This is a genomic window from Blastochloris viridis (genome assembly GCF_001402875.1).
Lineage (GTDB): Bacteria > Pseudomonadota > Alphaproteobacteria > Rhizobiales > Xanthobacteraceae > Blastochloris > Blastochloris viridis.
Window position 1 is genome coordinate 447,660 of the sequence record NZ_CP012946.1, and the last position, 23,800, is coordinate 471,459.

The following is a 23,800-nucleotide window of genomic DNA, read 5'->3' on the forward strand; positions in this document are numbered from 1 at the left end:
CGCGGCGGGCCGGACGCGACACCCCGATGGACGTACCGTTCCGCCCATGCTCGCCCAGCTCGCGATTCGCGACATCGTTCTGATCGACAAGCTCGACCTCGCCTTCGACGGTGGAATGTCGGTGCTGACCGGCGAGACCGGCGCCGGCAAGTCGATCCTGCTCGACGCCTTCGCGCTGGCGCTCGGTGGCCGCGGCGACGCCGGCCTGGTGCGCCATGGCGCCGAGCAGGGCCAGGTCACCGCGGTGTTCGACCTCGCCGCCGGCCATCCGGCCCGCGCGCTGGTCCGCGACGGCGGCCTCGACGCCGAGGGCGACCTCATCTTGCGCCGGGTGCAGTACGTCGACGGCCGCACCCGCGCCTTCGTCAACGATCAGGCGGTGTCGGTGCAGCTGCTGCGCCTGCTCGGCGCCACGCTGGTTGAAATCCACGGCCAGCACGATGATCGCGCGCTGGTCGATCCCATGAGCCACCGCGCGCTGCTCGACGCCTATGGCGGCCTCACCGACCTTGCCGGCGACGTCGCCCGCCGCCATGCCGGGTGGCGGGCGACGGAGAAGACCGCCGCGGCCGAACGCGCCCGGCTGGCGAAGGCCGAAGCCGACGCCGATTTCATCCGTCACGCCGTCGAGGAACTGACCAAGCTCAAGCCCGAGCCCGGCGAGGAGGCGACGCTGGCCGAGCGCCGCGCCGCGATGATGCGCGCCGAGAAGGTGGCGCAGGACCTTGAGGACGCCCACAGCGCGGTGGCCGGCAACGCCTCGCCGGTGCCGCAGCTTGCCGCGGCGGCGCGGCGGCTGGAGCGGCGGGGCGGCGAGGCGCGCGAGCTGGTGGAGCCGGCGATCGCCGCGCTCGACCAGGCGCTCGGGGCGCTGGACGAGGCGCGCAGCCACCTCGAGCACGCGCTGGCGCTGGCGGCGTTCGATCCGCACGAGCTGGAGCGCATCGAGGAGCGGCTGTTCGCGTTGCGCGCCGCCTCGCGCAAATACGCCGTGGCGGTGGACGGGCTTGCGGCGAAGGCCGAGGCGTTCGCCGCCGACCTTGCCGCGCTCGACCGCGGCGCGGCGGCGCTGAAGACGCTGGACCGGGCGGCGCGCGCGGCCGAGGCCGGCTATCGCGAGGCGGCGGCGGAGCTGTCGGCCAAGCGTCAGGCGGTGGCCGCCGAGATCGACGCGGCGGTCAACGCCGAGCTGCCGGCGCTGAAGCTGGAGCGGGCGCGCTTCTTCACCCAGATCGCCGCCGACCCCGCCGCCGGCGGGCCGGACGGCTATGACACAGTGGCGTTCTGGGTGCAGACCAACCCCGGCACCAAGCCGGGGCCGATCGCCAAGATCGCCTCCGGCGGCGAGCTGTCACGCTTCATGCTGGCGCTGAAGGTGGCGCTGGCCGATCGCGGCTCGGCGCCGACCCTGGTGTTCGATGAAATCGATTCGGGCGTCGGCGGTGCGGTGGCGGACGCCATCGGGGTGCGGCTCGCACGCCTGGCCGAGCGGGTGCAGGTGGTCACCGTCACCCACGCCCCGCAGGTCGCCGCCCGGGCCTCGCGCCATTTCCTGATCCAGAAGGAGAACGTGGAGGACGGCGGCCGCGTTGCCACCCGCGTCAGCCGCCTTGAGAAAGAGCACCGGCGCGAGGAGATCGCCCGCATGCTGTCGGGCGCCGAGATCACCCGCGAGGCGCGCGCCGCCGCCGCCAAGCTGATCAAGGACGGACGATGACCGCCACCTTGCCAGTCGAGACGCTGTCGCCCGACCAGGCGGCCGCCGAACTGGAACGACTCGCGCGCGAGATCGCCGGCCACGACCGCCGCTATTACCAGGACGACGCGCCGATCGTCTCCGACGCCGACTATGACGCGCTGCGCGCCCGCAACGCCGCCATCGAGGCGCGGTTTCCTGAGCTGGTGCGGCCGGACAGCCCCTCGCGCAAGGTGGGCGCGGCGCCGGCGCCAAAGTTCGCCAAGGTCAAGCATCATGTGCCGATGCTGTCGCTGCAGAACGCCATGAGCGAGGGCGAGGCGGTGGAGTTCGTGGCGCGGATGCGGCGCTTCCTCGGCGTTGCCGACGACGCCCGGCTGGCCATCACCGCCGAGCCCAAGATCGACGGCCTGTCGTGCTCGCTGCGCTATGAGGGCGGCCGGCTGGCGGTGGCGGCGACGCGCGGCGACGGCTTCGAGGGCGAGGACGTCACCGCCAACGTCCGCACCATCAGCGACGTGCCGGAGCGGCTGCACGGCGACGCGCCCGCCGTGTTCGAGGTGCGCGGCGAGGTCTATCTGTCCCACGCCGACTTCGCCGCCATCAATGCCCGGCAGGCGGCGGAGGGCAAGCCCGCCTTCGCCAATCCGCGCAATGCTGCCGCCGGCTCGCTGCGCCAGCTCGATTGGCGCATCACCCAATCGCGGCCGCTGAAATTCTTCGCCTATGGCTGGGGCGAGGTGTCCGGCGATCTGCCGGCCGCCACCCAGTTCGGCATGGTCGCGGCGCTGAGATCATTTGGCTTTGCCACCAACGATCTCACCACGCTGTGCCACTCGGCCGAAGAGCTTTTGGCGCACTATCGGCTGATCGAGAGCCAGCGCGCGAGCCTTGGCTACGACATCGACGGCGTGGTCTACAAGGTCGACTCCATCGAGTTGCAAAACCGGCTCGGCTTCGTGTCGCGCTCGCCACGCTGGGCGATCGCCCACAAGTTCTCGGCCGAGAAGGCGACCACGCTGGTCAAAGCCATCGACATCCAGGTCGGCCGCACCGGCGCTCACACCCCGGTGGCAAAGCTTGAGCCGGTCACGGTGGGCGGCGTGGTGGTGCAGAACGCCACCTTGCACAATGCCGACGAGATCGCGCGGCTCGGCGTCCGGGTCGGCGACACCGTGGAGATCCAGCGCGCCGGCGACGTCATTCCCCAGGTGGTGCGGGTGATCGAGGACGCGCCGCGCGGCGAGGCGCCCTATGCGTTCCCCGACGTGTGCCAGTGCGAGCTGAAGACGCCGCTGGTGCGCGAGGAACTGGCGTCGGGCGAGGCCAGCGCGGTGCGCAGATGCACCGGCGAGTTCGCCTGCCCGTTCCAGCGCATCGAGCACCTTCGGCTGTTCGTGTCGCGCCGCGCCTTCGACATCGAGGGATTGGGGGAAAAGCAGATCGCGTTCTTTTTCGAGGATGCCGATTTGCCGGTGAAGGAGCCGGCCGCCATCTTCACCCTGGCGCGGCGCGATGCGGCGAACTTCAAGAAGCTGAAGGACAAGGACGGCTTCGGCACCACCTCGGTGAAGAACCTGTTCGCTGCCATCGAGGCGCGGCGCACGGTGGCGCTGGAGCGCTTCCTCTACGCCCTCGGCATTCGTCATGTCGGTGAGACCACCGCGCGCCAGCTCGCCCGCGCCTATGGCTCCTGGACCGCGTTCTGCGCCGCCGCCGAGAAGATCGCGGCGGGGGATGAGGCGGCGCGGGCGGAGATGGATGCCATCGACCAGATCGGCGATGCGGTGGTGGGCGCGGTCGCGGCGTTCTTCGCCGAGCCGCACAACCTCGGCATCGTCGAGAACCTGGTGGCGGAAGTCACCATCCTTGATGCCGAGCAGCCTCGCTCCGAAAGCCCGGTGGCCGGTAAGACCGTCGTCTTCACCGGCACGCTGGAAAAGATGACGCGGGATGAGGCCAAGGCGATGGCCGAGCGCCTGGGCGCCAAGGTGGCGGGCTCGGTGTCGGCCAAGACCTCCTACGTTGTTGCCGGCCCCGGCGCCGGCTCCAAGCTCGACAAGGCGAAAGGCCTCGGCGTCGTAGTGCTGACCGAGGACGAGTGGTTCGAGCTGATCGGCGAGACGCGCTGATTTCCGTCAGCTGTTTGGTGAGCCCGGCTCATCCAATGGAGCGGCCGAACACCGCGTCGCCAAGGATGATGTCGGGTTACATCAGTGGCCCTGATGAGCGACCATTCTCGGCCTCATGCTGAGGAGGCTGCGAAGCAGCCGTCTCGAAGCATGGGCCGGGCAGGCCGAACCTCAGGACGCGTATCAGGCGATGTGGCCGTGGCGGATGGCCTCGGCCACCGCCTGGGTGCGCGAGCCGGCGCCCAGCTTGCGCATCGCGGCGTTGAGGTGGGCGATCGCGGTGAATTCGCTGATCAACAGCCGGTCGCCGATCTGGCGGGAGGTGAAGCCTTCCGAGCACCACGCCAGGCACTCGCGCTCGCGCGGGGTCAGCGGACCCGGCTCGCTCGCGGTCGGCAGCCCGGCGGCGGCGGCGTGCAGCGCCGGGGCGACCAGCTCGATCACCGCCGATTCCGTCGGCGAGAACGCCTCGTGGCGGTAGATCACCACGGCGCCGACCGGCCGGCCGAAATGGCGGATCGGCACGCCGACGAAATGACGCCCGGCGCCTTCCTTCACGGTTTGCAGCCGGCGGGCGGCGATGAGGTCGGGCGTCGCATCCGCCAGCACGGTGTCGGAAAACAAGCCGGGCGACCGCCGCATCACCAGCACGGTGGGGTCGGTCTCGAACCAGCGAGCGCCGAGATAGTCGTGCAGCAGCCCCTCGGGCCAGGTGCTGGCGAGCACCGTGCCGGTGCCGATGCCCCGTCCGGGCTGCGGCAGGCCGGCCATCGAATAGCGCTCGAACGGCGCCATCCGGTGCAGCGCCGCGAGGTGGGCCGACAACAGCCTCCCACCCTCGCTGCCCGCTTGTGGGGCGGCGAGGATGGCGGCAACCTTCTCGGCAACGACGCCGCACGCCTGCATAATTACGGATGATATTTGATTGGCGGCGTTTTGCAACCTTTCGGCGAAACGCGGGCGTCGCCCACGAGGCGCCGCCGGCGTCCCGCCGTCAGCGGAACACCACGGTCTTGGTCCCGTTGGGCAGCACGCGGTGCTGGGTGTGCCAGCGCACCGCGCGCGACAGCACCCGGGTCTCGATGTCGCGGCCGATGGTGATCAGCTCGTCCACCGTCAGGGTGTGGTCGACCCGCTCGACGTCCTGCTCGATGATCGGGCCCTCGTCGAGGTCCTTGGTGACGTAGTGGGCAGTGGCGCCGATCAGCTTCACGCCGCGGGTGTGGGCCTGATGGTAGGGCATGGCGCCCTTGAAGCTCGGTAGAAACGAGTGGTGGATGTTGATGGCGCGCCACGCCAGCGCTTCGCACAGCTTGGGCGACAGGATCTGCATGTAGCGGGCGAGCACGATCAGGTCGATCTTGAGGTCGTCGACCAGCTTGATGATCTTGTCCTCTTGCTGGGCGCGGGTCTCGTTGGTCACCGGCAGATGGTAGAACGGAATGCGGTGCCAGCCGCTCATCTGCTCAAGGTCGCGGTGGTTGGAGATGATCGCCGGAATCTCGATCCGCAGGCTGCCGCTGAGGTAGAGATACAGCATATTGTTGAGGCAGTGGCCCTGCTTGGAGACCAGCAGCAGCACGCGGTCCTTGCGGCGCTCGTCGTGAAAGCCCCACTTCATCGAGAACTTGCTGGCGATCGGCGCGAACTTCGGGGTCAGATCGGCGAACGACAGCCCCGGCGGCAGCAGGAACGCCGTGCGCATGAAGAACTGGCCGGTCTCGATGTCACCGAAGTGCGACGACGAGGTGATGAAGCACTCGTGATGGGTCAGAAATCCGCTGACCTCCGCCACCACGCCGATGCGGTCGGGACAGGAGATCGTCAGCGTGAACTGCGGTTGCGCCGGCTCGGAAGAAGCCTGCACGATCTGGGACTGCGGGAGCGGTAACTGCATAATCGCGTGTCCGTACTCGAAGCCGCCGGGTTAGCGGGCGGGATCGATGCAACGGAACCCCGGGGGTCGGGCTCTGCCGCGTCGAGGGATGGAGTCGCGTATCATCGACGAGCAGAACGCGCCTGGGGCCGACCTCGGCGCGGCAATGCCCGCGGCCACGGATTAGCACTCTCCGCGGCCGCTGGCACCCGGATTTCGCCCGGCATACGCATCATGACCGAGACCATGATGTCGCGCCGGCGGTATTTGCGGCGAAACGCCGGGGGCCTGCGTGCCGTTTTTTGGCAGGGCGGAGACCGGGGTCAGGTCAGCGTGCCCGTGGTGTCACCGATGGCCTCGGGCGAGCCGGGCGCTGCGGTGACGGGACGCGGACGCGGCGGGGCGCCAAAGCCCGGACGTGCTCCGAAGCCCGGCCGACCGCCACGAGCGTCACGCGCCGGGCGCTTGGGCGCCGGCAGCAGACCTTCGCGCTGGGCCTGCTTGCGAGCGGCCTTGCGCATGCGACGAACGGCCTCGGCCTTTTCGCGGGTCTTGCGCTCGGAGGGCTTCTCGTAGGCCCGCCGCTGCTTCATCTCGCGGAAGACGCCTTCCCGCTGCATCTTTTTCTTGAGGACTTTGAGGGCTTGTTCGACATTGTTGTCGCGGACGAAAACCTGCAAACGATGTTCCGATCTTTGGGTTGTGCTGCGCGGCCAGCCGGGTACGACGGCGGCAGCCTGGGAAATGCGGTTGCTTATCACGTCCGGCGGGCAACGCTGCGAGAAAACGCGGCCTGCCGCCGAAAATTCGCCATTCTACCTACTCCAGGGTGTTCCTCTGCGAGGAAACCCTTGTGGCTCGGGCCGCCAGCGCCTATATCCCCGCCGGTATCGAACTTTGGCCGGACGATCGGGCCGTTCCGCCCAGGCTTAGCCGGGCGCACGTTCTCAAGTCTTTCCAAACATCGACGAACCTGGAGTTGCGGAACGCGCGCTGTTCTGCGATCACGTGCACCTGACTGGCGGAGGAGACACCACATGATTACCGGCACCGTGAAATTCTACAACGACCAAAAGGGCTATGGCTTCATCCGTCCCGACGACGGCAGCAAGGACGTGTTCGTCCACGCCACTGCGCTCGAGCGTGCCGGCATCCGCGGCCTCGCCGAGGGCCAGAAGGTGACCTTCGACACCGCCGAGGACCGTCGCACCGGCAAGGTCGCGGTCAACAACATCCAGCCGGCGTGATCGCCGGCGGCCCGGCATGCCTTGAGGGTCGGGCCGCGGCTGTTGCGCGACGGATCTGACGCAAGGGAACTTGCGTAACGGATTTTCCGCGGAGGCCTGCCCTGACCCAGGGCGGCGCTGAGTGCGCGCGGAGAAACTCCACAGTCGACTCACAACGGCCGCGCCCGGTTACCGGGCGCGGCCGTTGCCGTTTCGACCGGGCGATTGACGGCGCCGGCCCGGCCGGGTTAGCTGGCGGCATAGTTCCAGCATCCCGGAACACGGTGAAAATCCGTGGCGGACCCGCCGCTGTAATCGGGGACGCCGCTTCGACGGCGAGAGCCAGCCACTGACGGGGACCACCCGGTCGGGAAGGCGCGAGGCGGCGGTCGATCCGAGAGCCAGAAGACCTGCTGGAACGTCAGATCGGGCGAAATCCGATGGCAAAGGGTTTCGGCAGTCCCGCGTGCGCTTGCGCGCGGCCGCTGCCGAACGCCCGGTCGCCAACATGGAGCCCGAGGAATGGACCACACCGCCACTGCCACCACCCGCCCCGCCGCCGCTCAGCCGGCGCCGCGCCCCGCCGTCATCGCCATCCGCAAGAGTTGCGACAGCGAGGGCACCGGCCTGTCGCACTTCGTGCTGATGGACAAAGAGGCTTTGAAATGAACGCGCCGTTCGATCCGACGGCGCTCGGGACGGCCCCCTCGCGGGGCCGTTTCGTCAACAGCGGCATGGGGCCTCAGCTTCAGCCCTACGACATCGGCCACCCCACCCATATCGCGCTGATCTCGCCCGACACCGCGTTCTGGGCGCTGATCGCCAAGGACCAGCTCGCCGACACCCTGGCCGGCGGCGCGCTGCTCGAAGGCTATCGCGCCAGCGCCGACGCCTTCGGCCGCGAGATGGCGGCGCTCAGGTTCGGGCTCAAGCCCTCGGCGGTCTATGTCAACGCCACCGAGCGCTGCAACCTCAACTGCACCTATTGCTACATCCCGGCCGAGATGCGGCGGGACGGCACCGACATGGATGCGCCGACCCTGCTCGACGCACTGTCGCGGCTCGAGCGCTATTTCCGCCGCCACATGCCGGAGGGGCGCAAACCGCAGATCATCTTCCACGGCGCCGAGCCGATGATCGCGCGGGACGCCATCTTCCAGGGCATCGACGCCTTCAAGGACCGCTTCCGCTTCGGGGTGCAGACCAACGCCACGTTGCTCGACGACAAGGCTATCGCCTTCCTTACCAGCCGCGGCGTCGGCATCGGCCTGTCGCTCGACGCCCCGGTCGCGGCGATCGCCGACCGCACCCGCGCGAACTGGAGCGGCGCCGGGGTCTATAACAAGGTGGTCGAGGCGATCGAACGGCTGAAGGGCTATCCGGCCTTCAACGTCATCTGCACCATGAGTTCGCAGAACCTGGACCAGCTCGATGCCATGGTCGAGTTCCTGCACGCCCGCGAGGTGCCGGCATGCATGCTCAACGTCATCCGCTGCACGCTGCCCGGCGCGCGCACGGTGCGGCCCGACGATGCGCCGCTGGCCGAGGCGTTCATCGCCGCGCTGGAGCGCAGCCACGCGCTCTATCGCCAAACCGGCCGCAAGCTGGTGGTGGCGAACTTCGCCAACATCCTGATCGGCATCCTGGCGCCGACCGCGCGGCGGCTGATGTGCGACATCTCGCCGTGCGGCGGCGGGCGGGCGTTCTTCGCGTTGGTGCCGAACGGCGATCTGTTCCCGTGCAGCGAGTTCATCGGCCTGCCTGAGTTCAAGGGCGGCAACCTGTTTGCCGACGACATCGACGAGGTGCTGGCGCAGCCGGCCTTCACCAAGGTCTCCGGCCGCAAGGTCGAGGACATCGCGCCGTGCCGGGGCTGTGCCATCCGCCATTTCTGCGGCTCGCCGTGCCCGGCCGAGGCGCACGAGATGAACGGCGGCATGGATCGCACCGGCGCCTATTGCGAGTTCTACGAGGAGCAGACGCGCTACGCCTTCCGGCTGATCGCCGAGGGCCGCCACGCCGACTTCCTGTGGGACGGCTGGGACGACGGCACCGAGACGGTGTTCGACGCAGCTCGGCTGGGCTGTTGACGTCCGCCGCATCATCCCGGCCGAAGCGCAGCTTCGTGCCGGGATCGGGTGCGGCAGGGAAACGATACTGAAAACGGTCCCGGCTCGGCGCTTCGCGCCGTCCGGGATGGACGAAATCGAACGGCTGCCTGAATTGGATTGAAGGCCCCGGTGTTTTGAGCCGAGTCGCTTTGCCAGCGCGGCGTTCGGGTCTATCGCAGGGCCGATGTCCATTTGGCGGATAATTGCTGGATGATCGGCCGCGTTGTTCTCAGCCTTCTCGGCATCCTGCTGCTCGTTTGGGGCCTCGGCACGCCGCTGGTGGCGATGTTCGGCGCCGAGGCTGAGGGCCGCGTCACCCACGTCCGCCGCCAGGGCGGCGAGCGCGGCGAGGCGGTGCCCAACCGCTACACCTACGCCATCGCCTATGAGTTCCGCTTGCCGGACGGTACCACCGCCGAGGGCGTCACCCAGCGCGTGGGCGATGCGTTTTCGCCCCGCCTTTCCGAAGATGGCCGCCCGCTCAAGGTGCGCTACCTGCGGCATTTTCCGCGCATCAGCACGCTGGGCTGGCGGTGGGAGAACGCGATCGAGAACCTGATCGTTGGCGCAGTGGGAGGCCTCCTGATCGTGCTGCCGTGGCGCAGGCGAAAGGTGGCCGCAACGCGGGCGTGCCGTCAGGCGTGACGGGGCGTTGCTGCTTTGAAGCGTCTTCGAGCTTCGTCATCCCGGCCGAGCGCAGCGAGAGCCGGGATCGGGTGCGGAAGGGGCGCGATACTGAAAACGATCCCGGCCAAGCGCCGGATGCGGGGCATCCGGCGCCCGGCCGGGACGATGACCTCGTCCGCTGCAATCCGTCCCAGCGCCGCGGCTTCAGACTCGGCGCGCTGCGCTCAGCTCATCAGCCGCGGCATCGCCGGCTCCGCGGGGCCGGCGATCTCGGCGCGGATGTCGATGATGGCGTTCTTCCCGTCGACCCGCACCACGGTCGGGCAATGGCCGCGAGCCTCCTCGGCGGTCATGTCGGCGAAGGTGGCGAGGATGACGAGGTCGCCCGGCTGGTTGCCGTGCGCCGCCGCGCCGTTGATGCAGATGACGCCGGAGCCGCGCGGCCCGTCGATGGCGTAGGTGACGAGGCGGGTGCCGCGCGTCACGTTCCACACGTGCAGTTCCTGGTTCGGCAGCATGCGCGCGGCGTCCATCAGGTCGGCGTCGATGGTGCAGCTGCCCTCGTAATGAAGGTCGGCGTGGGTGATGGTGGCGCGATGGATCTTCGACCAGAACATCCGCAGGTGCATGGGGGCGCCCTTCAATCTATCTTTCGCCGTGCCGCTTACCACGCCAGCGGCGTGCCGTCATAGTTGAAGAAGCTGCCGGTCTGCGCCAAGGTCAAGGCGTCGATGGTGGCGATCAGGTTGCGGGCCGACTCGGCCACCGCCAGCGGCGCCTGCGGCCCGCCCATGTCGGTCTTGACCCAGCCCGGATGCACCGCGGCCACCGCGATGCCGGCGTCCTTCAGCTCCAGCGCCAGCGCCTGCATCACCTTGTTCAGCGCGGTCTTGGAGGTGCAATAGGCGACGTCGCCCGGCATCGGCCGCGCCAACTGCCCCATGATGCTCGAGATCATGACGATGCGCGGCTTGATGCCGGCCTCAAGGTTGGACACCAGCGCCTGCGACACCCGCAGCGGGGCCAGGGTGTTGACCGCCAGCGTCCGGGCGAACCCTTCGAAGTCCATGTCGAGCGCGCCCTGGCGCTCGGGGCCGTGGATGCCGGCATTGTTGATCAGCACGTCGAGCGGCTGACCGGCGATGGCATCGGCCAGCGCATCGACGGAGGCCTGATCGGTGACATCCAGGCGGTGAAGGGTAACCTGGCCGGGGTGTTTGCCGGCCAGCACGGCGAGAGGGTCGACGTCCGGGTTGCGGGCGCAGACGAACACGCGCTCGCCGCGCAGCACCAGCTGCTCGACGATGCCAAGGCCGATGCCGCGATTGGCGCCGGTGATCAGATAACTGGCCATGGGAGCCTCCTTACGCTCAGCATATGGGGCGGGTGGCGGCCGCAAGCCAGGCCGCGGTCTGCGCATCGACCAGCGGGCCGATCTCGGCGGCGACGCGGCCGTGGTAGGCGTCGAGCCAGGCGATTTCCTCCGGCGTCAGCAGGGCGGGCTCGACCAGCTGGCGGTCGATCGGCGCCAGCGTCAGCGCCTCGAAGCCGAGCAGCGGCCGCTCGCCGCCCGCGGGGGTCGGCACCTCGCGCACCAGCTCCAGGTTTTCGATGCGGATGCCGTAGGCGCCGGCACGGTAATAGCCCGGCTCGTTGGAGAGGATCATGCCCGGCTCGAGCGCGGTGTGGCCGAGGCGGGAGATGCGCGCCGGGCCCTCGTGGACCGAGAGGTAGCTGCCGACGCCGTGGCCGGTGCCGTGGTCGAAGTCGAGCCCGGCCGCCCACAGCGCCCGCCGTGCGAACGGGTCGAGCTGGGCGCCGGTGGTGCCGGCCGGAAACACCGCGGTGGCGATGGCGATGTGGCCCTTCAGCACCAAGGTGAAGTGGCGGCGCATGGCGGCGGTCGGCGCACCGATGGCGATGGTGCGGGTGATGTCGGTGGTGCCGTCCTGATATTGGCCGCCGGAATCGACCAGCAGGATGCCGGGCTCGACCCGACGGTTGGTCGCGGTGGTGACGCGGTAGTGCGGCAGCGCCGCGTTCGGCCCGGCGCCGGCGATGGTGGGGAAGGAGATGTCGCGCAGGAGCCCGCTGTCGCGCCGGAAGCTCTCCAGCGCCTCGGCCACCGCGACCTCGGTGAGTTGGCCGGCCGGCGCCTCGCGATCGAGCCAGGCCAGGAAGCGGACGATGGCGGCGCCGTCGCGGCGGTGGGCGGCCTTGCTGCCGGCGATCTCGACCGCGTTCTTGACCGCCTTCAGCCGGGCGATCGGGTCGGCCCCGACGTCGGCGATGCCGCCGGCGCGCTCGACCACGCCGGCAAGCCGGTCGGGGGCGCTGTCGCGATCGAGCCGCACGGTGGCGCCGGTGGCCGCCAGGATCGAAAGCTGGGTCTCCAGCTCCGCCGGCTCGGCGAGGCTTGCCACCTCCGCCAGCGCGGCGCGAACGTCGCCGGCGAGCTTGCGATGGTCAAGGAACAGCTGCAGCTCGCCCTCGCACGGGATCATCGCCCAGCCCAGCGGCAGCGGGGTGTGGGCGACGTCGCCGCCGCGGATGTTGAACACCCAGGCCAGGGCGTGCGGGTCGGTCACCAGCAGGCAGTCGGCCCGGGCCTCGGCCAGGGCGGCGCGGACGCGGTCGAGCTTGGCGCTCGCGGCTTCGCCGGCAAATTCGAGCGGGTGGAGCACGACCGGCGCGCAGGGCGACGCCGGCCGGTCGGTCCACACCCGGTCGATCGGGTTCGGCTCGACCGCGACCAGGCTGCCGCCGGCGGCCTTGGCGGCGGCGGCGAGCTTGCGCGCCTGCTCGCGGGTGTGCAGCCAGGGATCATAGCCGAGCCTGCCGCCGGCGAGGTTGGCGGCGATCCAGGCATCCGGCGTGCGGTCGACGATATTGATGGGCTCGAACCGCGCGGTATCGACCTCCAGGCCGACCTGGAGGGTGTAGCGGCCGTCGACGAAGATCGCGGCGCGCTCCCGCAGCACAACCACGGTGCCGGCCGAGCCGGAAAAGCCGGTCAGCCACCGCAGCCGCTCCTCGGCGGGCGGGACGTATTCGTTCTGGTAGGCGTCGGCGCGCGGCACCACGAAACCGTCAAGCCCGAGCCGGGCGAGTTCGGCGCGCAGCAGCTCAAGGCGCGGACCGCCCAATGCAGGGTCGGGGATGGCACTGAAGGATTGGAATCTGGCTTCAAACATGGTGCGTCAACGTAGAGGCAAGGCGGGCTTTGGTGCAATCGGCCGAAGTTGCACGCCGCCGTGATCGGGCGAGGGGACGCCGGCGACAGTTCCCGGCGTCGCATTTCGTCGTCGATAGCGTCACCTTGACCGGATAGGGTTCTGGCGTCGCGGTTGCCGACACATGCGCAGCGGCAACGCCCGCGGTTCGCGGGGGGGCGCGGCAGGCGGATGCGACATGCCGTGATCCGGTTTCCGGGATCACGAAGCGATCATCCGGAAACAACCGCGCCGAAAAATCTTGAGCTGAAAGGGATTTTTCGGCAACCGGACAACGAAGCTCCGGCCTGATCGGCCACATTTCGTATGATCCATGGGCCATGACAGACACCGCCATCGAAGCCATCGGATTTGCCGCCGCCGCCGCCACCACGCTGTGCTGGCTGCCGCAGGCGATCCGGCTGATCCGTACCCGCAACACGCAGGCGATCTCGCTGGCGAGCTACGGCTTCTTTTCGGCCGGGGTGGCGCTGTGGCTGGTCTACGGCCTGTTCCTCGGCAACGCCCCGATGATCGCCGCCAATGTCGTCACGCTGGCGCTGACGCTGACAATCGTGGCGATGAAGCTGCGCTATGGCTGACTGCGGCGGGGCGGATCCGGAGGGACGGGAGGGGTCCGGTCCGTCTGCTTTGAGGGAGCCCGTTCTGCCGCCCGCTCGGCTGCTGTCGTGGCCGCTTGCCGGTCGGCGGCACCGGGCGATGCCGAGTTTGCCGACCTTTTCGTTGGTCAGGCCGGTCCGTTCAAGCCCGCCAAAAACAAAAAGCCCCGCCAGGGCGGGGCTCTAAAAGGGAGAGGCACGCCTCAGCCGACGCGGAGGTTCTCCGCCGCAGTCTTGCCGCGGTTGGTCACCAGATCAAAGGTGACAGTCTGACCCTCGTTCAGGGTCGTCAGCCCGGCCCGCTCGACCGCGCTGATGTGGACGAACACGTCCTTTCCGCCGGTGGCCGGCTGAATGAACCCGTAACCTTTGGTCGGGTTGAACCACTTGACGGTGCCCTTTTGCATCGTCGGTCTCCGAAGTGAGTGAAGTCTCGACACCGCGCGTGGTCGTTCTCCACGCTCGCCGCCACACCCGGTGATTTTGGGGGTCCGAGAGACGTCAAAGGCCGTTCGGCGAAAGACGAGGCCGGAACGGCCAAAATCCGTATGCAACAAAATCGTGCTTCATTCCTGCGAGGAAAACAAGGCTCTTGTTGAACTCCCGCCGATTGATGCGGTTCGCAGCTACCGTCATCCGGCCGGCGGTCGGGGCCGCCCGGCCGGCTTCGAGGCCTCACTGCCCGGCCCCATAAGGCCACGCTCGAGGCTTCCGCCTCAGTTCATCAGCTTGCGGAACAGGCTGGTCCGCACGCTTCCGGTCGGGGCCGGGTCGGGCGACAGCGTCACCGTGGCCGCCACCGCCGGCGCCATCATGGCTGTGGCGGGCGCCTCGGTTGCGGCCGGCTCGTCGACCTCGGTGCCGTCCGCCGCATCCGCTGTGTCGTTGCGGGCGTAGCGCACGGTGCAATGGTTCTCGAAGAACTGTGCGGCCACGGCGGCGATGTCGTCGGAATAGCCGCGGTCGTGCGGCGACCACTTGCGGGTCAGGTCGGTGAAGGTGATCGGGCGGCGCAGGCGGTGCGCCCAGTTGGGGATTTCGCCCCAGCCCTGCACCAGCCGGGTGCGGTTGGCGACCGGTTGGTCGACGTCCTCACCGGCATACATCGAGACATGCTGGAGGTGGGCGAGCACGCCGGTCGAGACGTCGGCGAAGGCCTCGCCGCTTTGGCCGCGGCCGGTGGCGCCGATGCCGGCGAAGTTGTTCTGACCCGGCGACACCAGGCCCGGGCGGCCGTTGGCCTGGAAGAACCGCAGCCAGTTGGTCTCCACCACCATCTGGAAGAAGGCATAATCCCAGCGCAGGCCGAGCGCGCGGCCGTGCTGGGCGTAATGCTGCGCGATGGTCTGAAGGCGCGGGTCGAGGTCGTGGTGGCGCGTCTTCAGGAATCGGGTCAGCTGGGCCGGGGTGACGCAGGCGGGCACCTGGTTGCCGGGTCCGGCCTTGATGGCGGGGAGCTGCGCCGCGGCGAGCGGCGCGGGGCCGACAGTGGCGCCGCACAGGACGACGGCGACGATGGCGGCGACCTCGCGAAGACGGCTGTGGTCGCGACGGATGGTCATGCGGGTCCCGGGATTCAAATCACCAGACTCCGCTTATCCTCCGTCAAGGTTAACGAACAATTTACGATTGCGGTAAGGGGACGCTTCGCGGTCCCGGCCGCCACAACGGCCCGCGCACCGGCGTTGTGCCGGCGCTCGCTCGAATTCGTCATCTGATCGCCCCTCTCGACAGGTGCGACCCGGTCGGTCACCGCGTGACGCCGGGTCGGGGCGCACCGGAAATCCTCATTTGGCGGGATTTCGCGGCGGCCGAACTGCGCGTCCCTCCGGCATGCTCGGCCGAAGGTCGTGCCACTGTGCGGGAGACGGTGTCCGTCGTTGCGGAGCGGGCGAACCTCGCCGCTCCGACCAAGGACATCGGAGCGGGTTCGTCGAACTGGCGTTTCGTGCGTCCGCCCGCAAACCGGTTGCGGATGCGCTGTTACCCCAGCCGTGCCTCTAGCGTCTCCCACAAGGGATTTGAGGCGGTGAAGACGTACTCGATCGGTGCCACCGTCACTGCCTCCGCTCCTCGTTCGCGCAGGAATGAGGCGAGAGCATGGATCGCCACTGGCGGGCAATGCAGCGTCACCATGCCGGTCGAGGTCGGCGCGCCGAACGGCGCGGTGACGCCGAATTTCGCCGTGGCGTCCTCGATCATCTCGGCGGTGAGCTCGGGGAAGCGGGTGCGCACCTCGCGGATCGAGCGGGCGAGCCCCTCGGCGGCGATGCGGTCGAGGATGGCGGCGGCGGCGGTGCGGTTGTCGTCGGTCCAGGTGGCGGTGAGCGAGGCGACCAGGTTCGCCTCCGAGCGCAGGATCACGCCGTCGTCGAGCACCTTCAACGCGTTGGCGGCGAGGGTGCCGCCGGTGGTGGTGATGTCGACGATGAGCTCGGCGGCGCCGGTCGCCGGGGTGCCCTCGGTGGCGCCGAGGCTTTCGACGATGCGGTAGTCGACCAGGCCGTGGCGGGCGAAGAACCCGCCGGTGAGGTTGAGATACTTGGTGGCGACGCGCAGTTTCCGGTCATGCTTGGCGCGGAAGGCGGTGGCGACGTCGTCGAGGTCATGCATGGTGGCGACGTCGATCCAGGCTTGCGGCACCGCCACCACCACATTGGCGTAACCGAAGCCGAGCGGCGTCACCATCGCCACGCGGGCGTCGGCGTCGGGGATGGTCTCGCGCACCAGGTCTTCGCCGGTGACGCCGAAATGCACGGTGCCGGCCGCAACTTCCTTGGCGATCTCGGAGGCGGACAGATACGCCACCTCGACGCCGGGCACGCCGGCCAGCGCGCCGCGATAGTCGCGGGCGCCGCGCCCCTGCACCAGCGCCATGCCGGCGCGGCCGAAGAAGGCGTGGGTGTTCTCCTGCAGCCGGCCCTTCGAGGGCACGGCGAGAACCAGCGGGGATTTGTTCATGCCAGACCTCCCGCCTTGGTGAGCCGATCGATCCAGCACGCCAGCCCGACCGCCGCCACCTTCGTCTCGCTGCCGAGCAGCGTGCACAGTTCGTCGTAGCGGCCGCCGGCGACCAGCGGGCCGGGCTCGGCGCCGTCCGGGTCGTGCAACTCGAACACGAAGCCGGAATAATATTCCAGGCCGCGGCCGAACGCGGTCGAGAACCGCATGCGGGAGACCTCAAGCCCCTGCGCGGCGAAGAAGCCGGTGCGCTGCTCGAAGGCGTCGATGGCCGGCGTAAGGTCGATGTCGGCCTCGCGCGCCAGCGTGCGCAGCGCGTCGGCGGCTTCGTCGGGGTCGCCGCTGATCTGCAGGAACTGCTCGATCACCCCGAGCGCGGCCGCCGGCATCGCCGCGGTGGCGCCGAGCGCGGCCTGCTCCAGGAAGCGTTCGGCGATTTCGCCGGCGGATCTGCCGCCGACGGTGGTGATGCCGGCAATCGACAACAGGTCGGTGACCACGGCGCGGGCGGCCTTGGGGTCCTGGCCCGCCAGCGCGGCCAGCACGCCGGCGTAGGGCATGGACGGCTGCGCCGAGCCGATCCGTTCGAGGTCATCGGTCAGCGAGCCGCCGCGGTTGAAATCCTTCAACAGCCGCCGCCGCCACTGCGGCGGCAGGTCGAGCGCCTCGATCAGCGCGGCGAACAGGCTGCGGTCGCCGATCAGAATTTCGGGACGGGCGATGCCAAACTGGCCGGCGGCCTCGCAGCCCAGTGCCAGCACCTCGGCGTCGGCGGCCTCGCGGTCCTGGCGGCCGAGCGACTCGATGCCGGCCTGAAGGAATTCGCCGGGTGCCTCGCCGCGGAAGCGGAACACCGGGCCGAGATAGCAATAGCCGACCGGCCCGCCGCCGCGGCCGGCGGCGAGGTGGTCGCGGCACACCGGGATGGTGAGGTCGGGCCTGAGACACCATTCGCGCCCGCCGGCGTCGGTGGTGAGAAAGATCCGCCGCCGCATGTCCTCGCCGGCGAGGTCGAGCACCATGTCGGCCGGCTGCAGGATGGCGGGCGCGACATAGCGGTAGCCGGCGCGCTCGAACTGGGTGAGCAGAGTCTGCGCCGGCGTCTCGCCGGCCTCATCCGCGGAAATCGGACCGTCCATGCCTGTCTTTTGCCCCGTTTACGGCCTCTTAGCAAAGGCTGGGCGCGGGCTCTATCGCCGTTCGGGGTTAGGATGAACGGCGGCCTGCGGCGCCATGGTATCTGGCGGTGGGCAACAATGGCAGGCGGGGCAGATGGCACGGTTCTTCTTCACCCGGCGCGGCGGCATCGAGGACGACCAGCGCGACCGCGTTCGCCGCCTCGCCGAGTTGACGCGGGCGCACCTCGCTTTGCCGGAGGCGGCGACGGTGTCGGTCACCGAGCTTGCCTGCGGCGATCCCGGCTGCGCCGGCGGGGCGGAGACGGTGATTTTGGTGATGCGGCCGGGCCGGCGCACCGCGGCGGCCAAAATTCTCAAGGCGGTCGCCCATGTCGAGGACGCCGACCTCTACGGCGCGCTCGAAGGGCTGGTCGAGGCGCCGGCCGGGCCGTTCGGGGGGGATTGAGCCGGCTTGCCGGGGCCGGCGCGATCGGGACATCATGGCCGGCATATCCGCAACCAGCCGAACGGGGGATGGGGTGTCGAAAAAGCCGGCGGTGCTGTTCGTTTGTCTTGGCAATATCTGCCGTTCGCCGCTGGCGGAGGCGGCGTTCCGGCGCGAGATCGGGCGCCTCGACCTCGACGTCGAGGTCGATTCGGCCGGCACCGGCAACTGGCACGTCGGCGAGCCGCCTGACAGCCGGGCTCAGGCGGTGGCGCGGAAATACGGCATCGACATCAGCACCTACCGTGCCCGCCAGGTGAAGCCGGACGATTTCCGCCGCTTCTCCCACATCGTCGCGCTCGACCGCGACAACCTCGCCACGCTTCAGCGCATGCGTCCCAACGACGCCGCGGCCGAGCTCAGCTTGCTGCTCGACCATGTGCCGGGGCGCCACGGCCAGCCGGTGGCCGACCCCTATTTCGGCGGCGACGACGGCTTCGCCATCACCTGGGCCGACGTCACCACCGGCGCCGAGGCGTTGGCGAAACGCCTCGTGGCCAGCGGATGACCGCGCTCGCGGGCGCGGGCGCGGCGCTGCTCGGCGGCCGGCTGGTCCGGGCCGAGCCGCTGTCCGGCGGGGACCTGTCGCAGATCGTCCGCATCACGCTTGCGGATGGCCGCGTCGCCATCGTCAAGAACGGCCCGGCGCCGAGGACCGAGGCGGCGATGCTGGCTGCCATCGGTGCCGCCGGCGCGCCGGCGCCAATGGTGCTGGCGGCGAGCGACGACGCGCTGGTGATCGAGGCGCTGCCGGCCGGCGGCTCCCTGCGCAACGCCTGGGGCAGCCTCGGTGCGGCGCTCGCCGGGCTGCATCGCTGCGTTGGTCCGCGCTACGGATGGGACGCCGATTTTGCGTTCGGCCGCGTCGCCATCGAAAACACCTGGACCGACGACTGGCCGACATTCTGGGCCGAGCGGCGGCTGCTCACCAGCCTGTCGCAGGTGCCGGCGGCACTGGCGCGCCGGCTCGAAGCGCTCGCCGCCGATCTGCCGAACCGTCTGCCCCGCCATCCGCCGCCTTCGCTGCTGCACGGCGATCTGTGGGGCGGCAACGTGCTGGTCGAGGACGCCCGCGTCAGCGGGCTGATCGACCCGGCCTGCTATTTCGGCCACGCCGAGGTCGATCTTGCCATGCTGACGCTGTTCGACCGGCCGGGCCCGGCGTTTTATCATGCCTACGGCGTGCTGGAGCCCGGCGCCGACGACCGGCTCGTCATCTACCGGCTGTGGCCGGCGCTGGTCCATCTTCGCCTGTTCGGCGGCGGCTACCGCGGCATGGTTGAGGGCTTTTTGGCCGCGGCGAGGGCGTGATTCGGTTGCCGGATGAGCGGACAGAGCGGCTGCACGCCGCGCTTCACTCCCTCGGCATCGCGCCGAGCCGGCGCATCAGCCTGATCCAGCCCGGCGGCCGCGGCTGTTCGGTAAAGCCAGGCAGGCGCAGGCCGGCCAGGGCAACGCGGCCGTCGAGGTCGACCCGGCGCGCGATCAGTACCGCCGCGCCGAGGCTGATGCGGTCGCCGGGGCGGGCGCGGTCGGCGAAGCGATCGGCGAAGGCGTCGGCCACGGTGGCGACGGGCTCGCCATCGACCTCAAGCCCGTAGAGCGCGGCGATCTCGGCAAGCGGGGCGTCGCCGATCAGGGGCAGTTCTGCGAAGGCGATCTGGGCGGTGGTGGGGTCCTCGACGTTGGCGGCGAACAGCGCATCGAGCCGGTTGACGCGGGCGGGCGCCACCAGAACGTAGACGTAGTCGCCGCTGCGGACGTCGCCGGCGTCGCGCGGATTGAGCACGTTGCCGTTGCGCACCACCAGCGCCGCCTGCGCCCATGGCGGAATTCGGCCGCCGCGCGCCAGCGGACTTTCGGGCTCGACCGGATAGCCGACCAATTCACGCCCGGTATCTCCGGGCATGTCGATCTCCATCCGCTGCACCGGCCGCGAGGTGGCGGGGGTGGCGACGCCGCTCCAGCGGCCGGCGAGGTTCACCGTCCAGCCCTGCACCAGCAGCGACACCAGCACCGCCACGAAGGCGTAATTGAAATAGTCCTCCGCGCCCGGCAGGCCGGCCAGGGTCGGGATGGCGGCGAGGAAGATCGACACCGCGCCGCGCAGGCCGACCCAGCCGATGAACGCGGTTTCGCGCCAGGGCATGCGGAACGGCAGCAGGCACAGCCACACCGCCAGCGGCCGGCCCACCAGCATCAGGAACACCGCGATGGCGGCGGCCGGCAGCCCGTCATGGACGAGGTCCGATGGTGTCACCAACAGGCCCAGCATCAAGAACATGACGATTTGGCACAGCCAGGTCGCCGCGCCCTGGAAGCTCTCGATGGCGGGGTAGGCCTTGACCGGCCGGTTGCCGACCACCAGGCCGGCGAGGTAGGCGGCGAGCAGGCCGGAGCCGCCGCTGACCGAGGCGAAGCCGAAAATGGCGACCGCGGCGGTGGCGACGAACGGCGAGTGCAGGCCAGGCGGCAGGTCGAGCCGGTTCAGCGCCCGCACCACCAGGAGGCCGCCGCCGACGCCGACGACGGCGCCGATGGCGAAATCGACCACCACCTCGACCATCACCGTCGCCGCGGTCGTCTCGCCGGCGAGCGCCAGCCGGGTCAGCAAAATGACCAAGAACACCGCGATCGGATCGTTGGTGCCGGACTCGATCTCGACGGTGGCGCCGACCCGCGGGCTCAAGGTCAGGCCGGAGGTGCGCAGCAGAAACATCACCGCGGCGGCGTCGGTCGAGGCGACGATCGAGCCGACCAGGAACGCTTCGATCCAGGTGCCGCCGAGCAGGAACTTGACGAAGGCGCCGGTCAGTGCCGCGGTCAGAATCACGCCGGCGGTGGCCAGCACCAGCGCCGGCACCAGTGCCCGGCGCACCAGCCGGAGCTTGGTGCGCAGCGCGCCGTCGAACAGGATGACCGAGAGGGCGAGCGAGCCGACCAGATAGGTCGTTTCATAGTCGCCGAAGGTCAGTCCGCCCGGGCCGTCCTCGCCGGCCAGCATGCCGATCGCCAGGAACACCAGCAGCAACGGTGCGCCGAAGCGCTTGGCGACCAGGCTCGAAAGAATGCCCGCAAGCACCATGCCGGAGCCGATGAACAGGGTCCAATCGATAGCGGAGAGCTTGTCCATGGTTGTCGGCTTAAGCGCCCCTCAAGGTCCGGTGCTGCCGCAGCCGTCGGCGGGAAGCGGCACGCGGGGTTGGCCCGGCGATGGCAGCGAAGGCGAACGAGGGCCGCATAGACTGTCCTTTGGCCGCGCACCCCTCCAGGGCGTGGTCCGAATCTCACCTTAAGGCGGCGCCGCGGCGGGCGGGTGCAGAAATCCGTCTTGTCGGGGGATTTGATCGCGCCCCTTGGCGTGGTGTAGCCGGCGACGCCCGAAATGCAAAACTCCGGCCTTCAAGGGCCGGAGGTTGGCATTTCCATCGCAGGTTCGCCGCGGGCGCGGCAGCGCGTCAGGCCACCGGCCCCGGATTAGGACGCAGCGAGCGATGCCGCGCAGCGCGCACGGTTTCTGTTTAAACGCGGCGGATGGTGGTCTTGGCGAGGTCGGCCAGCGTCCCGGTCCGGCGTGGCGGCGGCGTCTCGCGCTTGTGGTCGCTGGTGCCGAGTTCGACCCGCTGCATCGGGGCGGGTGCCGCCTCGACCGGCTCGCGCGCCGGCCGCCGGTCGGCCGGGCCGAGCACGTCGGCGCGCACCGGCTTGGGCGGGGCGAACAGGTTGCCCTGGCCGAACTTGACGTCGTAGTCGAGCAGGTCGACCACTTGGCCTTCGGTGTCGATGGCCTCGCCAACCAGGTCGATGCCATGCCGGCTGAGCAGGTCGGCCAGATCGGCCGGGTGGATTTCGGCGCCGATGTCGCGCGTACGGTCGAGCAGCCCGATCGCCGGCACCTTGACGAACTTGACGCCGCGCTCAGCGAGGTCGCGGGCGTCGAAGCGCAGGTCGCGGATGCGGTGAAGCGCCAGCTTGAAGCCGCGCTCGACCACGCCAGCCATTGCCTCCGCCTCGACCGGCCCGATCATGCGCATCTGCTCCTGGGCGATTTGCAGCACCAGGGTGGGGGCGAAGGCGCGGTTGGTTTCGAGGAACTCGGTGTAACGCCCCATCGCCTCGCTATCGACGAGGGTGTCGGCGGAGAGGTCGAGGAACAGGCCGATCTCGCGGTTGCGGGTGGCCAGCCGGCGGATCACCTGCACGCTGCGCAGCAGCACCTGGAGGTCGATCTCCGCCTGCAGGCGGCCGCTGCGGGCGATTTCGGCATAGTCGTCGGGCTGCAGCAGCGAGCCGTCGTCGGCACGGAGCCGCGGCGTCGCTTCGTAGTAACGTACTTTGCGCTGCGGCAGCGTGACGATCGGCTGCAGGAAGATCTCGACCCGCCCGCCCTTCACCGCACGCTGCACCAGCGCCAGAGCGTCGGGCTCGGCGAGCCCCGCCAGCACGCCATGGCGCACCACCGGGGAGGTCGCCGCCGACGCGGCTGTCTCGGCAGCGGGGCCGGTCGACGCCGTCGCTGCGGCCGAGGCTGCCGGCGCCATGATCACCTGCGGGCGCGCGGCGAGGTTCTGCATCTCCTGGCCGTGCAGTGCCAGGGTCTGTTCGTGCACGGCGGCGGCCTCGGCGATGTCCTTGATCAGGCCGGTCAGCACTGCCAATTCCTTGGCGAGCGGATGCACGGTCTTCTCCGCCGCTTCGGTCGCAGCCGCCTCAATGGAGGATTCGCGGCGCTCGACCGCCTGCAAGCGGTGGGAGAGGTCCGACACCCGGCGCGAGATGTCGGCCAAGGCGCGGGCGACGTCGGTCACCGTCGACGACAGATCGCCGATCTGGCGTCCGAGGTCGGCGCGGTCGGCGGTGCGCAGAGCAGAAAACTGCCACCACGCCAGCGCCAACAGCAAGGTCAGCGAAACGAGACCGGAAATGGCGGCCGGAATGCCGGCGACGAGAAACAGCAACGCGCCGAGCGATCCCGACGCAATTACCATGCAAAAGGCTATAAACAACGTACCAATGCGTTGCATGGCTCGCAGTCCTGTGGGCCGAAACACGGCAAAATATGAGCGATTCGTCGTTCAGGGGCGACTGCCCCGACGACGGAGATGGATCGGGTCTCGCACCCGGCGACGAGAATCAAGTGCCGCAAGCCCCACCGTGAGCAACACAAGGAAACACGCCAAAATGCAAGAAAAACACGCAAGAAACTGACCTCACGAAATAGGGCATTACGCAACGTTTCTTGTTGGCGCACATCTGTCAAGGGCCTGATCAGCGGGGCAGGGCGTCGGCAAAAAGTCTGAGATGCACCGCCGTGCCGGCTTCAGATACCGCTGCAGGGTCGTCCCCAATGGCAATAGGACGGTTGTCGTGACGACACTGTTGTTACAATGTTCGCATTATCCACAGCCTAGTGGCAGACGGTGGGCTGCTTATTTGCGAAACAACACCGCGCGCGCCGGCAAGGGCGCCTCGAACCATCGGCGCAGGATCGATTGGGAGCACATCGAATGGTGACGCTGACCGTGACCGGAATGACCTGCGGCGGCTGTGCCGCGACGGTCGAGAAGCTGATCAAGCGCGAGGATGCCGCGGCGAAGGTCGCCGTCGACCTTGCCTCCGGCCGGGTCGAGGCCGACACCAGCGCGCCGGCCGAGGTCCTGATCAAGGCGATCGAGGACGCCGGGTTCGGCGCCAGCGTGGCGTAGGCCAGCCGCGG

23 protein-coding genes and 1 riboswitch are annotated in these 23,800 nt (G+C 69.4%); of the genes, 11 read left to right on the forward strand and 12 right to left on the reverse strand.

Going from position 1 to position 23,800, the window contains the following annotated elements:
* Positions 1-46: 46 nt before the first annotated feature.
* Positions 47-1,717: a DNA repair protein RecN gene (recN, locus tag BVIR_RS02030; RefSeq protein ID WP_055036211.1), complete on the forward strand. Its 1,671-nt coding sequence runs from the start codon at positions 47-49 to the stop codon at positions 1,715-1,717.
* Positions 1,714-3,828 (forward strand): NAD-dependent DNA ligase LigA, encoded by a 2,115-nt coding sequence (ligA, locus tag BVIR_RS02035; RefSeq protein WP_055036212.1) that lies wholly within the window; start codon positions 1,714-1,716, stop codon positions 3,826-3,828. Before recN ends, ligA begins: the two co-directional genes overlap by 4 nt.
* A 183-nt stretch (positions 3,829-4,011) precedes the next feature.
* On the opposite strand, the gene BVIR_RS02040 is transcribed toward ligA, so the two are convergent.
* From BVIR_RS02040 to rpsU, 3 genes are all read right to left on the reverse strand, one after another.
* Positions 4,012-4,734: a helix-turn-helix transcriptional regulator gene (locus BVIR_RS02040; protein WP_055036213.1), complete on the reverse strand. Its 723-nt coding sequence runs from the start codon at positions 4,732-4,734 to the stop codon at positions 4,012-4,014.
* 88 nt (positions 4,735-4,822) lie between these two features.
* Complete coding sequence (gene purU / locus BVIR_RS02045) at positions 4,823-5,725, reverse strand: formyltetrahydrofolate deformylase (RefSeq protein ID WP_055036214.1); 903 nt, start codon at positions 5,723-5,725, stop codon at positions 4,823-4,825.
* A gap of 302 nt (positions 5,726-6,027) precedes the next feature.
* Positions 6,028-6,384: a 30S ribosomal protein S21 gene (gene rpsU / locus BVIR_RS02050; RefSeq protein ID WP_055036215.1), complete on the reverse strand. Its 357-nt coding sequence runs from the start codon at positions 6,382-6,384 to the stop codon at positions 6,028-6,030.
* Between the two features lie 357 nt (positions 6,385-6,741).
* On the opposite strand from rpsU, the gene BVIR_RS02055 reads away from it, so the two are divergent.
* The 4 genes from BVIR_RS02055 to BVIR_RS02065 all read left to right on the forward strand — a co-directional run bounded on the left by BVIR_RS02055 (position 6,742) and on the right by BVIR_RS02065 (position 9,686).
* Positions 6,742-6,951 (forward strand): cold-shock protein, encoded by a 210-nt coding sequence (locus BVIR_RS02055; RefSeq protein WP_055036216.1) that lies wholly within the window; start codon positions 6,742-6,744, stop codon positions 6,949-6,951.
* 255 nt (positions 6,952-7,206) lie between these two features.
* Positions 7,207-7,340, forward strand: a riboswitch (cobalamin riboswitch).
* A 112-nt stretch (positions 7,341-7,452) separates the two neighbouring features.
* The gene (gene cbpA, locus BVIR_RS16220) at positions 7,453-7,599 is read left to right on the forward strand and encodes a modified peptide precursor CbpA (protein ID WP_082416563.1); all 147 of its coding nucleotides are present in this window, start codon (positions 7,453-7,455) and stop codon (positions 7,597-7,599) included.
* The gene (gene cbpB / locus BVIR_RS02060; RefSeq protein WP_082416565.1) at positions 7,596-9,020 is read left to right on the forward strand and encodes a peptide-modifying radical SAM enzyme CbpB; all 1,425 of its coding nucleotides are present in this window, start codon (positions 7,596-7,598) and stop codon (positions 9,018-9,020) included. The genes cbpA and cbpB overlap by 4 nt, the downstream gene beginning before the upstream one ends.
* A gap of 231 nt (positions 9,021-9,251) precedes the next feature.
* Complete coding sequence (locus BVIR_RS02065; RefSeq protein ID WP_055036217.1) at positions 9,252-9,686, forward strand: DUF3592 domain-containing protein; 435 nt, start codon at positions 9,252-9,254, stop codon at positions 9,684-9,686.
* A gap of 206 nt (positions 9,687-9,892) precedes the next feature.
* Here BVIR_RS02065 and panD read toward each other — a convergent pair whose 3' ends face one another.
* From panD to BVIR_RS02080, 3 genes are read right to left on the reverse strand one after another with little or no spacing between them, the layout of a single operon-like run.
* Positions 9,893-10,312: an aspartate 1-decarboxylase gene (gene panD, locus BVIR_RS02070; RefSeq protein ID WP_236823662.1), complete on the reverse strand. Its 420-nt coding sequence runs from the start codon at positions 10,310-10,312 to the stop codon at positions 9,893-9,895.
* Between the two features lie 20 nt (positions 10,313-10,332).
* Complete coding sequence (locus BVIR_RS02075) at positions 10,333-11,022, reverse strand: SDR family oxidoreductase (RefSeq protein WP_055036219.1); 690 nt, start codon at positions 11,020-11,022, stop codon at positions 10,333-10,335.
* Between the two features lie 16 nt (positions 11,023-11,038).
* Positions 11,039-12,862, reverse strand: a complete 1,824-nt coding sequence (locus tag BVIR_RS02080; RefSeq protein WP_055036220.1) for an aminopeptidase P family protein — start codon at positions 12,860-12,862, stop codon at positions 11,039-11,041.
* Between the two features lie 359 nt (positions 12,863-13,221).
* Here BVIR_RS02080 and BVIR_RS02085 point away from each other — a divergent pair, with 359 nt between their 5' ends.
* On the forward strand, positions 13,222-13,482 hold the full coding sequence (locus BVIR_RS02085; RefSeq protein WP_055036221.1) for a SemiSWEET transporter: 261 nt from the start codon (positions 13,222-13,224) through the stop codon (positions 13,480-13,482).
* A 221-nt stretch (positions 13,483-13,703) separates the two neighbouring features.
* On the opposite strand, the gene BVIR_RS02090 is transcribed toward BVIR_RS02085, so the two are convergent.
* The 4 genes from BVIR_RS02090 to BVIR_RS02105 form a co-directional block, all read right to left on the reverse strand.
* Positions 13,704-13,907, reverse strand: a complete 204-nt coding sequence (locus BVIR_RS02090) for a cold-shock protein (protein ID WP_055036222.1) — start codon at positions 13,905-13,907, stop codon at positions 13,704-13,706.
* Positions 13,908-14,216: 309 nt separating this feature from the next.
* Positions 14,217-15,062, reverse strand: coding sequence for a glucosaminidase domain-containing protein (locus BVIR_RS02095; protein WP_055036223.1), 846 nt, complete (start codon positions 15,060-15,062; stop codon positions 14,217-14,219).
* 421 nt (positions 15,063-15,483) lie between these two features.
* A complete protein-coding gene (gene hisG / locus BVIR_RS02100) occupies positions 15,484-16,461 on the reverse strand; it encodes an ATP phosphoribosyltransferase (protein WP_055036224.1) in 978 nt (325 codons plus the stop codon).
* Complete coding sequence (locus BVIR_RS02105; protein ID WP_055036225.1) at positions 16,458-17,600, reverse strand: ATP phosphoribosyltransferase regulatory subunit; 1,143 nt, start codon at positions 17,598-17,600, stop codon at positions 16,458-16,460. Before BVIR_RS02105 ends, hisG begins: the two co-directional genes overlap by 4 nt.
* Before the next feature lie 133 nt (positions 17,601-17,733).
* Between BVIR_RS02105 and BVIR_RS02110 the strand changes: the two genes are divergently transcribed.
* The 3 genes from BVIR_RS02110 to BVIR_RS02120 are packed head-to-tail and all read left to right on the forward strand — an operon-like array spanning position 17,734 to position 19,395.
* The gene (locus tag BVIR_RS02110) at positions 17,734-18,045 is read left to right on the forward strand and encodes a hypothetical protein (RefSeq protein WP_055036226.1); all 312 of its coding nucleotides are present in this window, start codon (positions 17,734-17,736) and stop codon (positions 18,043-18,045) included.
* A 34-nt stretch (positions 18,046-18,079) separates the two neighbouring features.
* Complete coding sequence (locus BVIR_RS02115; protein ID WP_082416567.1) at positions 18,080-18,592, forward strand: low molecular weight protein-tyrosine-phosphatase; 513 nt, start codon at positions 18,080-18,082, stop codon at positions 18,590-18,592.
* On the forward strand, positions 18,589-19,395 hold the full coding sequence (locus BVIR_RS02120; protein ID WP_055036228.1) for a fructosamine kinase family protein: 807 nt from the start codon (positions 18,589-18,591) through the stop codon (positions 19,393-19,395). The genes BVIR_RS02115 and BVIR_RS02120 overlap by 4 nt, the downstream gene beginning before the upstream one ends.
* A 43-nt stretch (positions 19,396-19,438) precedes the next feature.
* On the opposite strand, the gene BVIR_RS02125 is transcribed toward BVIR_RS02120, so the two are convergent.
* Complete coding sequence (locus BVIR_RS02125) at positions 19,439-21,217, reverse strand: potassium/proton antiporter (protein ID WP_055036229.1); 1,779 nt, start codon at positions 21,215-21,217, stop codon at positions 19,439-19,441.
* Positions 21,218-21,605: 388 nt separating this feature from the next.
* Positions 21,606-23,042 carry an EAL domain-containing protein gene (locus BVIR_RS02130; RefSeq protein ID WP_169788569.1) on the reverse strand — a complete coding sequence of 479 codons (1,437 nt, stop codon included), beginning with the start codon at positions 23,040-23,042 and terminating at the stop codon, positions 21,606-21,608.
* A gap of 549 nt (positions 23,043-23,591) precedes the next feature.
* On the opposite strand from BVIR_RS02130, the gene BVIR_RS02135 reads away from it, so the two are divergent.
* A complete protein-coding gene (locus BVIR_RS02135; protein ID WP_055036231.1) occupies positions 23,592-23,789 on the forward strand; it encodes a heavy-metal-associated domain-containing protein in 198 nt (65 codons plus the stop codon).
* The last annotated feature ends 11 nt before the right edge of the window (positions 23,790-23,800 follow it).

Bases quoted from the DNA above. Each gene is read 5' to 3' on its own strand.
- recN (WP_055036211.1), top strand. From the start codon at position 47: ATGCTCGCCCAGCTCGCGATTCGCGACATCGTTCTGATCGACAAGCTC.
- ligA (WP_055036212.1), top strand. From the start codon at position 1,714: ATGACCGCCACCTTGCCAGTCGAGACGCTGTCGCCCGACCAGGCGGCC.
- BVIR_RS02040 (WP_055036213.1), bottom strand. From the start codon at position 4,734: ATGCAGGCGTGCGGCGTCGTTGCCGAGAAGGTTGCCGCCATCCTCGCC.
- purU (WP_055036214.1), bottom strand. From the start codon at position 5,725: ATGCAGTTACCGCTCCCGCAGTCCCAGATCGTGCAGGCTTCTTCCGAG.
- BVIR_RS02055 (WP_055036216.1), top strand. From the start codon at position 6,742: ATGATTACCGGCACCGTGAAATTCTACAACGACCAAAAGGGCTATGGC.
- cbpA (WP_082416563.1), top strand. From the start codon at position 7,453: ATGGACCACACCGCCACTGCCACCACCCGCCCCGCCGCCGCTCAGCCG.
- cbpB (WP_082416565.1), top strand. From the start codon at position 7,596: ATGAACGCGCCGTTCGATCCGACGGCGCTCGGGACGGCCCCCTCGCGG.
- BVIR_RS02065 (WP_055036217.1), top strand. From the start codon at position 9,252: ATGATCGGCCGCGTTGTTCTCAGCCTTCTCGGCATCCTGCTGCTCGTT.
- BVIR_RS02075 (WP_055036219.1), bottom strand. From the start codon at position 11,022: ATGGCCAGTTATCTGATCACCGGCGCCAATCGCGGCATCGGCCTTGGC.
- BVIR_RS02080 (WP_055036220.1), bottom strand. From the start codon at position 12,862: ATGTTTGAAGCCAGATTCCAATCCTTCAGTGCCATCCCCGACCCTGCA.
- BVIR_RS02085 (WP_055036221.1), top strand. From the start codon at position 13,222: ATGACAGACACCGCCATCGAAGCCATCGGATTTGCCGCCGCCGCCGCC.
- BVIR_RS02090 (WP_055036222.1), bottom strand. From the start codon at position 13,907: ATGCAAAAGGGCACCGTCAAGTGGTTCAACCCGACCAAAGGTTACGGG.
- BVIR_RS02095 (WP_055036223.1), bottom strand. From the start codon at position 15,062: ATGACCATCCGTCGCGACCACAGCCGTCTTCGCGAGGTCGCCGCCATC.
- hisG (WP_055036224.1), bottom strand. From the start codon at position 16,461: ATGAACAAATCCCCGCTGGTTCTCGCCGTGCCCTCGAAGGGCCGGCTG.
- BVIR_RS02105 (WP_055036225.1), bottom strand. From the start codon at position 17,600: ATGGACGGTCCGATTTCCGCGGATGAGGCCGGCGAGACGCCGGCGCAG.
- BVIR_RS02110 (WP_055036226.1), top strand. From the start codon at position 17,734: ATGGCACGGTTCTTCTTCACCCGGCGCGGCGGCATCGAGGACGACCAG.
- BVIR_RS02115 (WP_082416567.1), top strand. From the start codon at position 18,080: ATGGCCGGCATATCCGCAACCAGCCGAACGGGGGATGGGGTGTCGAAA.
- BVIR_RS02120 (WP_055036228.1), top strand. From the start codon at position 18,589: ATGACCGCGCTCGCGGGCGCGGGCGCGGCGCTGCTCGGCGGCCGGCTG.
- BVIR_RS02125 (WP_055036229.1), bottom strand. From the start codon at position 21,217: ATGGACAAGCTCTCCGCTATCGATTGGACCCTGTTCATCGGCTCCGGC.
- BVIR_RS02135 (WP_055036231.1), top strand. From the start codon at position 23,592: ATGGTGACGCTGACCGTGACCGGAATGACCTGCGGCGGCTGTGCCGCG.